General features: G+C 38.5%; 12 protein-coding genes and 1 pseudogene. 5 read left to right on the plus strand and 8 right to left on the minus strand.

All coding sequences use genetic code 11. From position 1 onward, the window contains the following. The 4 genes from AQR02_RS12275 to AQR02_RS12295 all read right to left on the minus strand — a co-directional run. Nucleotides 1-482, minus strand: a 482-nt coding sequence (locus tag AQR02_RS12275; RefSeq protein ID WP_082451821.1) for a TVP38/TMEM64 family protein, incomplete at its 3' end; no start/stop codon positions are given. A 138-nt stretch (nucleotides 483-620) separates the two neighbouring features. Then, nucleotides 621-1,010 (minus strand): NusG domain II-containing protein, encoded by a 390-nt coding sequence (locus tag AQR02_RS12280; protein WP_054940741.1) that lies wholly within the window; start codon nucleotides 1,008-1,010, stop codon nucleotides 621-623. A gap of 632 nt (nucleotides 1,011-1,642) precedes the next feature. Further along, on the minus strand, nucleotides 1,643-2,464 hold the full coding sequence (ku, locus tag AQR02_RS12290; RefSeq protein WP_054940743.1) for a non-homologous end joining protein Ku: 822 nt from the start codon (nucleotides 2,462-2,464) through the stop codon (nucleotides 1,643-1,645). Nucleotides 2,465-2,551: 87 nt separating this feature from the next. Next, on the minus strand, nucleotides 2,552-2,893 hold the full coding sequence (locus AQR02_RS12295; protein WP_054940744.1) for a helix-turn-helix domain-containing protein: 342 nt from the start codon (nucleotides 2,891-2,893) through the stop codon (nucleotides 2,552-2,554). 135 nt (nucleotides 2,894-3,028) lie between these two features. On the opposite strand from AQR02_RS12295, the gene AQR02_RS12300 reads away from it, so the two are divergent. Beyond that, the gene (locus AQR02_RS12300; RefSeq protein WP_159067757.1) at nucleotides 3,029-3,349 is read left to right on the plus strand and encodes a Mu transposase C-terminal domain-containing protein; all 321 of its coding nucleotides are present in this window, start codon (nucleotides 3,029-3,031) and stop codon (nucleotides 3,347-3,349) included. Between the two features lie 11 nt (nucleotides 3,350-3,360). Here AQR02_RS12300 and AQR02_RS31320 read toward each other — a convergent pair whose 3' ends face one another. Next, nucleotides 3,361-3,573: a helix-turn-helix domain-containing protein gene (locus AQR02_RS31320; protein ID WP_082451823.1), complete on the minus strand. Its 213-nt coding sequence runs from the start codon at nucleotides 3,571-3,573 to the stop codon at nucleotides 3,361-3,363. A 154-nt stretch (nucleotides 3,574-3,727) separates the two neighbouring features. On the opposite strand from AQR02_RS31320, the gene AQR02_RS12305 reads away from it, so the two are divergent. From AQR02_RS12305 to AQR02_RS12320, 4 genes are read left to right on the plus strand one after another with little or no spacing between them, the layout of a single operon-like run. Beyond that, nucleotides 3,728-4,414, plus strand: a complete 687-nt coding sequence (locus AQR02_RS12305) for a TnsA endonuclease N-terminal domain-containing protein (RefSeq protein ID WP_054940746.1) — start codon at nucleotides 3,728-3,730, stop codon at nucleotides 4,412-4,414. After that, nucleotides 4,392-6,374: a hypothetical protein gene (locus AQR02_RS12310; RefSeq protein ID WP_054940747.1), complete on the plus strand. Its 1,983-nt coding sequence runs from the start codon at nucleotides 4,392-4,394 to the stop codon at nucleotides 6,372-6,374. Before AQR02_RS12305 ends, AQR02_RS12310 begins: the two co-directional genes overlap by 23 nt. Nucleotides 6,375-6,388: 14 nt before the next feature. Beyond that, on the plus strand, nucleotides 6,389-7,357 hold the full coding sequence (locus AQR02_RS12315; RefSeq protein WP_054940748.1) for an ATP-binding protein: 969 nt from the start codon (nucleotides 6,389-6,391) through the stop codon (nucleotides 7,355-7,357). Nucleotides 7,358-7,377: 20 nt separating this feature from the next. Next, nucleotides 7,378-8,871 (plus strand): TniQ family protein, encoded by a 1,494-nt coding sequence (locus tag AQR02_RS12320; RefSeq protein WP_054940749.1) that lies wholly within the window; start codon nucleotides 7,378-7,380, stop codon nucleotides 8,869-8,871. Nucleotides 8,872-9,092: 221 nt separating this feature from the next. Here AQR02_RS12320 and AQR02_RS35560 read toward each other — a convergent pair whose 3' ends face one another. From AQR02_RS35560 to AQR02_RS35315, 3 genes and pseudogenes are all read right to left on the minus strand, one after another. Then, nucleotides 9,093-9,230 carry a YdeI/OmpD-associated family protein gene (locus AQR02_RS35560; protein ID WP_082451824.1) on the minus strand — a complete coding sequence of 46 codons (138 nt, stop codon included), beginning with the start codon at nucleotides 9,228-9,230 and terminating at the stop codon, nucleotides 9,093-9,095. Next, a complete protein-coding gene (locus AQR02_RS35565) occupies nucleotides 9,212-9,547 on the minus strand; it encodes a DUF1905 domain-containing protein (RefSeq protein ID WP_054940750.1) in 336 nt (111 codons plus the stop codon). Before AQR02_RS35565 ends, AQR02_RS35560 begins: the two co-directional genes overlap by 19 nt. A 234-nt stretch (nucleotides 9,548-9,781) precedes the next feature. After that, a pseudogene (locus tag AQR02_RS35315) lies at nucleotides 9,782-10,866 on the minus strand (erythromycin esterase family protein). Nucleotides 10,867-10,873 lie beyond the last annotated feature (7 nt).

Below are 10,873 nucleotides of genomic sequence, written 5' to 3' on the forward strand. Positions count from 1 at the left end.
AGATATTCCTTGCTGAGAATCAGCAATTGCTGAATAGAATAAGCCTCTATAATCAGAGCTGGCAGCTTTCCAAGCATAGTTGCTAATCCAAAAGTGACCCAGCTAACACGACTAACGGAACTCGATATATTAACCAATCCTGAAGGGATAAACGGGAGTATTCTTAAAGCAAGAATAAGAAAGAATGCTTCATAACCAGAAGTTTGTTGAAGTCTCTTCAAATATTTATTCTCATTTTTTATACCTCGTATTAAGGACAAGAACCCCCTGCGATAGAGAACAAAGCTAACAATTGCCCCAAGCACTTCTCCGAAAAAGGAAATCATCATTCCGTTGAGAAAACCGAAAAAGGTGATGTTAGCTCCTGTGAGAAATACACTAGGGATGAATGCAAAAATGCTTATTAATATATTTAAAACCAGACTTAAGATAATGGCGAAATAACCACTTTCACCTAACAATTCAACGATGTGCGTAGTCATACAAAATCCATTCCTTTTTTATTTGAGATAACCTGAGCTCATTATAACAGGTAAATAAAAAGCTAAACATAGATCTCTGATTCTACGTTTAGCCCAATATATGTGCTTATGGAATAGTTCGTTTTTTATTTAAGAAAGTTATAGGATCGCATCTATATCATCAGTTGAATTAGGCTTTACTTCAACAATCATTCGCAGAGGTAGGCAAATGATAGATTGTCTTGGTCTTGATATTAAACCAAAGCTAAAACAGATTTTTTGCGGGCAGTCCGATTCAATTACTTCGATCCCTCTATCATGAACTTTGAGTATATCGTATCCTCTTTTTGTTTGAATCTTGATAATTTGGGGCTCATCCGTGAGTTCTACCTCTTTATATAGTTTATTATCTATACGTATACTTGCATAAGTACCGGTACTGGGCTGGTCCTTTCTAAGCAACTCTACTCCTAAAAGAGTCAGGGATATTAGCAAAATACATGTGATAAGAATTAAATCCGCTTTCTTAATGCCAATTTTCTTCATCATCTTGTTCATCTCCAGCTTAACAGATAGTCTCATAGTATCTGAAAATAGTGTGTAAACTATGTGGAGGTATTTAAAAAATCAGAAAACCGTGTTTTTCTTATTGTGCGAAGAAAATAAAGTATAAGACCGGAGTTGTTGATTCTATGAGGCCTTCTTAATGAAAATTGTCAGGCACAAAAAATAAAAAGTAGACTGAGACATCAAGAGGGTGTCCAAAAAGAATCAGACCAGAAAGTATTAGACTGAAGAATGCACTGCTACTGGCCGATGTAGCCGGTTGCCAATTGCTGAGCCCGGGCGCTTCCGAAAAAACTAGGAGTACGAGCTGAAGCATGTGAAGCAGCTGGCCGGTGTAACTGGAGCTGACGATCCCCCGGCGCCCGGCGCTTCCGAAGAAGCAGGAGCACAAGCTGAAGCATGCGCTGCCGCTGGCCGGCGAACCAAAGCTGGTGATCACGGCGCGAGGAACTTCCGGAGAACCAGGAGCGCGAGCTGAAGCATGCGCTGCCGCTGGCCGGTGTAACCGGAGCTGCTGATCGCGGCGTCGAGTCTAATACTTTATTTCCTTTCAACACATATTACTGGTAAAGCAATCAAAAAAGAGCGCCTTCAGCTAAGGAGCTCTTTTCGTTTTATCCCAACTTTTCTTCACTATTCTGAGCAACTTGTCTTGGCTTTGATTTGCTCTTACTCATCTTAACACTTTTCTGAAGCGCCTCCAGTAAATCAATAACTACTTCAGCTTCTTGTGTTGGTTTAGAGATGATCTGTTGACCAGCAATCTTAGACTGTATGGCTGCTTGAAGTCTTTCTTGTTCAGGATTGGAGAGAGAGGCTATATCCGATTTACCTGACATCCCCTTAACTATCTGTAAGGCCAGCTTCAGTTGGTTTTCATCAATAGAAGTACTGTTTGATAAGTTTGGGACATTAGTGATCGGTCTAATCTCATTAGCGTAGTGCATGGTGGCCAGTTGAATGCAATTCCCATTAAGAGGTTTCATTACACATAGTTTCGTATTTGAGCGAAGAGTAAGTTTGCCTATTGCCAATCGTTTAGAAGTCTCAAGAGCCTTTAGAAATAAGAAGTAAGCATTACTTCCATGGGTATCCGGACCAAGGAAATAAGCTTTCTGAGTAAACATCAGGTCAATCTGATCCTCTTTGATAAAATCAATGATGTTAATTCTTTTGCTGGATTCATCTTGAATTTTATCCAATTCTTCTTTTTCAAAAGTTACATACTGATTTGTATCAATTGGATAGCCCTTGATTATTGCCTCCTGTTCTACGGATGTACCACAAGAGGGACAAAACCTCTGATTTTTAATTGATCCATGGCAATTACGATGAAGCAACTGAAGAGCAATCTCTTTCTCTTCGGTTGCCGCATAAAGTTTGACGGGTACATGTACGAGCCCAAAGCTGATGGCACCCTTCCATATGGTATGCATGAAAATCCCTCCTAATATTTATTAGGAATTCATTCCCATATTAATAAACAAATAAACCGCAACCCATGGCGAGGCGGCGGCATACTTCTATTTTTCGAAAAACTCATCTAAGAATAGTTGGACTTTGCGAAGATCGCTTTTCTTTAAACTCATCAGGATATCAACCAATTGGTTTAACATGATGTCTTTTTCATTTAGCACAGATTTTTGATGTCTTGTATAGGAGAACAGATCGATAATAGGTACCTCTAATGCGTCAGCAATTTTAATTAAATTGATTAGGGTAATATTTTTTTCTGCTCTCTCGACGCCGCCTATGTAGGAAAAATGAAAGCCGGACTTTTCACCCAGCTGTTCTTGTGACAACCCTTTTGATTTACGGATATCACGGACACGCTGTCCTATCTTCTTCATTACGGAAGTTTCCATTGTTACACCTCTTGATGTAAGTGTAAACAATGGGGAAGAAGCAATACATGTATGTATATAAATCATTTGATACAATTGATATGTATACGTATTATTTATTTCGGATTTGGCGATAGTATTAATGAGGTGATGGAGGTGCAAATAACAGAGCGTTTGGAAGTTAGTGTAGCTTATATAACTGCTAAAGGAATTAAATTTAATGATTTATACTATACAAACGGTAAGATGATTCAGCTTGGTTGGTTTGAAAGAGCACTAAAAAAGGGGGAGTGGAAGGTCCCCATTATTTATGACCCTATAGATGTTTCAGAAATATATATATTACATCTATATCAAGTAATAAATGCTTCCGCAATAAGTTTGAGCGATCATAAGATTAATTCAGATATCCAAAAGTTATATTTTGAAGCGGTTCAATTATTGAAAACCAGGCTGAAGGGAGAAAGCAAAGAGTAGAGATAACCTACTTAGGGCATTAAGTCATGTATAGAAATTTTGAGGGCATCAGCAATTCGATATAAGTAATGAATTCTTACTGGTTGGCGACCAGCCTCGATGTTTGTAATGGTTGGTCTGGAGAGTTGAATCATTAGTGATAGAGCTTCTTGAGTTAATCCAAGCTTTTCTCTGTTAATGCGTATTAAATCACCAATCTCTCTATAACACGAACTACTATTCATACATAAAAGCTCCTCTCGTAATCTATTAACCCTAGTATTGCCGGATTACAAGAGAAATAGAACATTATTTTCAACTTTCAAGCCTATGATTAAAAGTTATACAAATAGGAAATACAGATGTATAAAATCAAAAGGTTTAGGAATGAAACGTTAAATGAAAAATCGACAGTTACCCTATATACCTATTGTTATGCCCAGAAGTAAGAAGTATGGAAGCAACTACTGGAACAGTAGGGGACTTAAAGTAGACAGAGATGTAATTCTCTATAGTGATCTTGAATATGACCATTGGGTGAGAATGGAGACTACTCCCGATGTGATCGAATATTGTGAACAACCATTAGAAATCAATTATGTTCTAAATGAAAAACGACATAAAACAATATTTGATATGTGTGCGCTTCATAAGAATGGTATTCGGATTTTTATTGAAGTGAAATATGAGAAAGACCTGAAACCAACTAGCCGGAAGTACGATGTTACCATGCGGCAGATTGAAGCACAGAGGGAATGGTGCCGCCTTAATGACGTACTACACGAAGTAAGAACAGAGAAATACATCAGGACAGGCCCATATGCAATAGAAAACCGGTTGAAAATTTTAAAGAGTATAACAAATCAAAAAGTACCGCATTTTCTTCAGGATGTCTCCGATAGTATTGGTAACCACAAGATAAGTATCAGAAATCTCGGTAAAAATTTGATGAACTTAGGTTCATACGATGTGTTTTTGGCTTGTTATTGGCTTTATTATATAGGGACAATCAACGCTGACTTAGACTCAGCAATTTGGAATTTGGATATGGAGGTGTGGAAGGTTGAGCCGAACAAGAATCATTGAAAACCCACATCTACTTCCAGAGCAAACGAATCCTGATTTATGGCCAATAGTGGATGAATTGCTCTTGTCTAAAGAGGAGAGAGATATTTATACAATGCGCAAAAATGCTGTTGTACTTTATTTCAAGGGGCATGAGCTTAAAAATATTCAAGTACAGACAGGAGTTCACCCCAAGAATCTTCGAAGACTCGTACAGCGGTGCATTTCTATTTCAGAAGATGGTCTCGTTTGGGGTTTCAGAGCACTAATTCCTCAAAAGAAGGTCAAATCCTATCAGCTCAGTTTAACAAGTAAGAAGAAAAATCCAAGCAGAAAAACAGGTGAATTTAAGCTTCTACTGGAAACTTTCCCAACTCTCCAAGAATTAATTAAAGATTTGTTTCTCGGGAACCACCGCCGCACCTTAGAACCAGCTATGAAACCCCATCATATTCATAAAAAATTTATAGAAGAATGCAGAAGTTTAGGTATTCCCTTAAACCAATATCCTTTTAATACTGATCATTTGGGATTTAAGGCACTGCAAAGGTACTTAAGCAAGTTAAGCTGCCTTTATTTCGGGAAGGGCAAGACACGATATGGACAAGATGCCATTACAAAGGCTAAACATACTGGCGAAGGGGAACAGAACCACCCTTTTACATTGCACCCATATCAAAAAGTACAATTTGATGCTCATCGTATTGACGGCTTTTTTATAATTGAAGTTATGACCCCAGAAGGTGACCTGGTTCCAGTCGTGCTTGAACGCTTTTGGATATTAACATTGATTGATGTGGCTACAAGAGCTGTTCTAGGATATGCCATTAGCTTAAACAAAGAATATAGCGCAATTGACGTAATGCATTGCTTTAGAAATGCTGTGATTCCACATGAAAAAGTTACGATCGCTATAGATGGCCTCAAATATAATGAAACCGGTGGATTCCCTTCTGAGGTTTATCCATCTTCTACAGCCTGGGCTGTTTGGGATGTAATTTGCTTTGATAATGCAAAATCTCACTTAGCCAATTTAGTACAAGATCGGCTTAAACATCTGATTGGATGTGATATTAATTTAGGACCTGTAGCATTACCAATGAGAAGAGGGATTATTGAACGATTTTTTAAAATCTTGGAGGAAACAGGTTTCCACCGGCTTCCCAATACAGCGGGTAGTAATCCCCATGATCCGCGGAGAACTGATCCCGAAGAGAAAGCTCTTAGATACAAAATGACCTTTGATCATCTGAAACAACTCATTGACATCCTTATATCTGATTACAACGGTAAGCCCCATGGAGGAATATATCACCAAACGCCTCTTGAACTTCTTGGAAAGCGTTTGAACGCCGGATTACTACCGAGACAATTAGAAGAAGAATTACGCAAGGAGGTGTTATTTATGCAAGTAACAAAATCAGCAACGATCAGAGGTTCATTAAAATCCGGTAAGAAACCATACATCCAGTATCAGGGAGTGGAGTACAGAAGCGATAAGCTTAGCCAATCAGCGCATCTGCTTAACACAGAGCTCATCATACATATGAATGTGGATGATTTACGAACGATTAGGACATTTCTTCCAGATGGAAGTGAATTTGATTATCTTACTGCAGTCGGAAAGTGGTCTATTACTCCTCATTCGTTACAGACACGAAAAGCAATAAACTCTTTAGTGCGACAGCGTTTGATTTATCTTACTACTTGGGATGACCCGATATTTATTTATACTGAGTACCTAAGAACGAATGCGACCAATGGAAAGAAGGGAGCTGCAAACAAGTTTACGCAGGTAAAAGAATCAGCCCAAAAAAGAAAAACGGTAAATGAACCTGAAGGCCAGACAGACGCATTAGAGAAAGCTGAAGAGCGAAATGCTGCTCTTGAAAGAGCAAGAGAGCATACAAAGAAAGAACAAGCTACTAAGGAATATGCTGAATATAAAGATTTAATGAAGTTGTATAAAACGAAACTATAAGTAAGGGGATTGTTATGGAAATACCTCATGTACAGATAGGAACACATCCAATTGAAACAGGTGACTACATCATTCCGACAAAAGAAGTTTTACGTCTAATGGGAAGTATGATGAGAATAGTGAACAATCGTCTCCCAGGAATGATTGTATATGGTAGGCCCAGAATAGGGAAGACATGGGCTTTACGTTTTGCTATTGAACATTTACCTACAAATTTTGGCGCACCATTGCCTATTCTGTTAGCCAATTGTAATTCTTACCGTGTACCAAGTGAGGAGAAGTTCTATTCAGATCTCCTTAGCGACTTTAAGTTTCCTTTTACATCAAAACGAAATCCACCGGAATTACGAAGACAGATCGTTAACTTTATGCTTGAAAAAGCAGAAAAATCAAAACTACGGCGTTTAGTACTCATCATTGACGAAGCACACCGGCTCACAGAGGCTCATTACAATTGGCTGATGGATATCTACAATGCGCTTGTTCAGAAAAAAATCTCAATGACTGTTATTTCTGTTGGACAAGAAGAACTCCTTGCAAGACGAACTTTTTTTCTAGAGCAAAAAAGATCTCAAATTATTGGTCGATTTATGACACATGAACATGACTTTCATGGAATTAGAACCTGGGAAGATATGCAGCTGATTCTAGGTGGTTATGATTCTCCAGAAGTCTCATGTTATCCAGAAGGGAGCGGGTGGAGTTTCAGTCAATATTTCTTTCCAGAAGGTTATAAAAAGAAGGAACGATTAGAGAATGAAGCAAAAATGTTATTTGAGCTATTCGCAGATTTACGAAAGGAACATGGGGTTTCAGCAACGTTGGAAATACCCATGGAATATTTCTCATTCACAATTGAGAATGCACTAAAAAAGTATGGGGTACATGGAGATCAACACTACTGGATTAACAAAGCACAGTGGAGGGAAGCAATTGAAATGTCGGGATATGTAGAGTCAGAAATCTACATGGCCCTTGTTTAATTTGAATGGGGGAGTTGTGAATGCAAGCAATCTGGAGAAATGAATGGGTTCATGAATACGAGACTCCATGGTCTATATTCGAGAAATTGTCATTCGCAAATCGCGTAAGTAGAGACGATATCTTTAAACTTTCCGGTAATAGTATTGAGAGGAATAAAATCAACCCTAAAAAAGGGGATCGAAAAATTGATCTGTTTTCTCTTAGAAGTTTTGACGAGTCGATCTTAGAAATGATTTTCGGACTGAATTTAGTTAAGTTTACACAACAATCAATACAATCACTAACAAAACCTCTACACAGTAATAGATTTCCAAATACATCCTGGTTTTCGAAACACTTACGCTGGTGTAACCAATGCATATCTTACGGACATCATAGTTGGTTACATCAATTTAAACTCTTGGAACATTGTCCTTTTCACAAAGTAAAATTAGAAGATAACTGTGCACGGTGTAAAAAAAATATACCGTTTGTATTTTCCAACAGATTTTTCGGAAACGCTTTTTCCTGTAAATGCGGCTTTGAATTCGCTGATTTTTCTAGTACACTCTGGGAAAATTGGGACACAAAATTTAAGATAGTGGATTCTGCAACATTACATTGGTTATCGTTATCAAACACCAATCAGGAGGACGGAAGAATTTTAATTCTACCTGAATTCGGGAATCTAAATATACTATCTGTTTTTCATCCTTATATAGCTAAAAAATCTTTCACAAAAGACAATAATAAAATATCTATTGATGATTTTTATTATTCAACTCAATTTAATAAAGAGCTTTACTATAATAATGTTGATACCTTCCAGACAGTTGATCGACACATAAGAAAGAACGTATTATGGAAACACTCTAATTGCATAAAACAATTTTGGCAGTTACTAAAAAATGATGGGGAAGACTTCCCCGATATTTGTCCATACGCTTATGCCTATGTCAACTGGCGTAAAACCCTTTTAAAAGCTGAACGTTTTTATCGTTCAGATATTCGAATAAATGATGTAGCCCGAAGTGGAGGACGATTTGGTTATGAGCTGCTTACAAGAGCAATAACTGATGACATAAAATTATTATTGGAAGAATATGTACTAAAGAATAATGGGGAAAAGATAAATAAGGATACATTGGAGTGGATCCAAGAACATTGGACATATCGATTTAGTCTAATGTTTTTTTACGAGTGTCTAAAATATTCAGGAGATATTTTAGTTAATGATAAGAAAAATACCAACTGGGATAAGATACTCATGGACACAAAAGCTAACTTCAAAATTGCATTTAAATATCAAGAGGTTAATGTTATGAGTGCTAAAAGAATAAACCTTATGATGTATTATGAGAATACAATCGACACAAAAATCGTTGAACATCATTGCCCGAATCATAGCTTAAGAAAAAAGAGAGCTATTTCAAAAATGAAATCCTACGTACCGGCACGGATATCCATCGAATATCCCAAAAATTATGAACTGATTAATTACGTTAGTTCATATATAAAGAAGCATGATTATTAAAACAACTCGAGTGAGTTGTTTTTTTGTGGCCGAAATAGGGGATTAATCGGCAATGGGACCAAGTTCTTGTCCTACAAGGGACTATGTTCTTGTCCTCCGACAACGACAGAACTGAACGAGACAAGGGTGGATTCAGATCTATATACATATGTACAAAATACGGGTTTTGTGAAGAAGTTGTCAGGAATAATGTTGTACAGCCTGATTCAGACTGATCTTCATCAGAATTTATTGATTTTAAGTTTATTAATAAGTGCTACTATCCGGTTGTTCTTTGTTTCTTCCTTTTTAGCAATTTCAATATAATTGATCTGCTCTCGTTTAATGTAATCAGGCTGACTTAGAAATGTATCCAGCATCTGATGATCTTCAAGTTTTTTGTAAGGTAATCTGGCAAAACAATATTACGGCTATTCTCAGATTGTTTAAGAATTACATGGAGTTTGTCTCCGAGCTCTTTATGTACAGCTCTCCGGATAAATTCATTATATACAAAATAATGCCCGTTTTTTGACGGTAATAATGTATGGTCAAACTCGTGCCCGTCAACGATGATTTGAATAGTTACTCTACCGTTAGTATTGAATAGTTCCTTTACTGAATAAGGAAAATAAACTACTTTCCATTTCATTTTACCTTCCAGCATCTTGATCTCACTATCAAATTCATAGACCATTACTTAATATCACTCCTTAGAATGAGAAAGCTAATTTTCATATTACGCTAGAACTATTAAGCTTCTTCACTCCTTTAACAAAATATGGAATATAGTGACTGTATTCTAGCTCTTTATGAAAAAAACCTTCTCAATCCGGATAGTGCCTTTGGCAAATTTGTGAATCCCATCTTTTTTAACAGTAACCCCCAAATCTCATCATGCAAAACAACTCGTGTCTCTAAGAGTGATCGATCAACGGCTGCCCCGTTCGACTCCACCTGAAAGTTCTAATGTTAGGGGACTCAATGCCTTGGTGTGATTCAGGTAGATGAAAGCGTCATAACGCTTTGAGATCACTGTCGGCACATAGTTACCTCTTTCCCGTTCAGGATGATACACCACACCGATGGCACGATGCCCTACCATCATCTCATCAAGTGCCGGATTCTCCGCGTCCATTAATAGCAGCTGATCCCTAGCTCCGTTTCTGTGCAGAAGTTCTTTCCAGCTGTTCTTGATTGCGGGCGGCACCTTCATTTCCTCCATTGGAGCACCCCATCTTTTGCCGGCAATGGCAGTCCCTTCATAAGTTCCAAAACCGATAGCGTACACTTGGCTGCCATGCTTTTCCCGCAGTAGCTGCCCGACATTAACCATCCCTTCACCCGCCATATCCGTTGCCCGGGCATCTCCGGTATGCGTATTATGCTCCCAGACCAGCCCCCGTGCCTGCTCCCCGTGAAAATCCATCAGCTTCTCCAGTGCCGACACCATGTGCCGGTCACGGATATTCCAGGAATCCGAGTCGTGGCGGATCATTGTTCGATAATACGATTCTGCGCCTTTTACAGCCATTGCATTTAATTCGGCATTGAGCGCATTCTAGAAATCCCGTAAGATTGCTCATCTCTGCTAAAAGGTTCGAAGCACTCAAAGGCCTTCCGGGCTGCTTCAAGATCTGCTTTGTCCTGCGTACTAAGATATTTCATAATTTCATCCATGGACTCCCACAGGCTGTATATATCTATTCCATAGAAACCAACCTTCTCCCGATCAGGCTAATTCTTATTAAAGTCACGAAGCCACTCGGCAAGCTCCTGAATCTCCTTATTAGCCCACATCCAGGTTGGCCAGCGGTTAAAGTCGTTCATTGCTGCTCTCGCGTCGGCTGCGGCATCGGGATAACCCTTGATATAACGGTTTAAGGTGTAACAGGATGGCCAATCCCCTTCTACTGCAATGAACCGGAATCCATGCTCTGCAATCAGGCGTTTTGACAGCTCTGCGCGGACTGAATAGAACTCCGAGGTTCCATGCGAAGCTTCACCTAATAGCACATACTGC

The organism is Paenibacillus ihuae, from assembly GCF_001368795.1.
GTDB classification, from domain to species: domain Bacteria; phylum Bacillota; class Bacilli; order Paenibacillales; family Paenibacillaceae; genus Paenibacillus_AQ; species Paenibacillus_AQ ihuae.

What these genes read in the sequence shown, in the direction of transcription:
- AQR02_RS12305 (WP_054940746.1), top strand. Translation starts at nt 3,728, where the DNA reads ATGAAAAATCGACAGTTACCCTATATACCTATTGTTATGCCCAGAAGT.
- ku (WP_054940743.1), bottom strand. Translation starts at nt 2,464, where the DNA reads ATGCATACCATATGGAAGGGTGCCATCAGCTTTGGGCTCGTACATGTA.
- AQR02_RS31320 (WP_082451823.1), bottom strand. Translation starts at nt 3,573, where the DNA reads ATGAATAGTAGTTCGTGTTATAGAGAGATTGGTGATTTAATACGCATT.
- AQR02_RS12280 (WP_054940741.1), bottom strand. Translation starts at nt 1,010, where the DNA reads ATGATGAAGAAAATTGGCATTAAGAAAGCGGATTTAATTCTTATCACA.
- AQR02_RS12320 (WP_054940749.1), top strand. Translation starts at nt 7,378, where the DNA reads ATGCAAGCAATCTGGAGAAATGAATGGGTTCATGAATACGAGACTCCA.
- AQR02_RS35565 (WP_054940750.1), bottom strand. Translation starts at nt 9,547, where the DNA reads ATGGTCTATGAATTTGATAGTGAGATCAAGATGCTGGAAGGTAAAATG.
- AQR02_RS12295 (WP_054940744.1), bottom strand. Translation starts at nt 2,893, where the DNA reads ATGGAAACTTCCGTAATGAAGAAGATAGGACAGCGTGTCCGTGATATC.
- AQR02_RS35560 (WP_082451824.1), bottom strand. Translation starts at nt 9,230, where the DNA reads ATGCTGGATACATTTCTAAGTCAGCCTGATTACATTAAACGAGAGCAG.
- AQR02_RS12315 (WP_054940748.1), top strand. Translation starts at nt 6,389, where the DNA reads ATGGAAATACCTCATGTACAGATAGGAACACATCCAATTGAAACAGGT.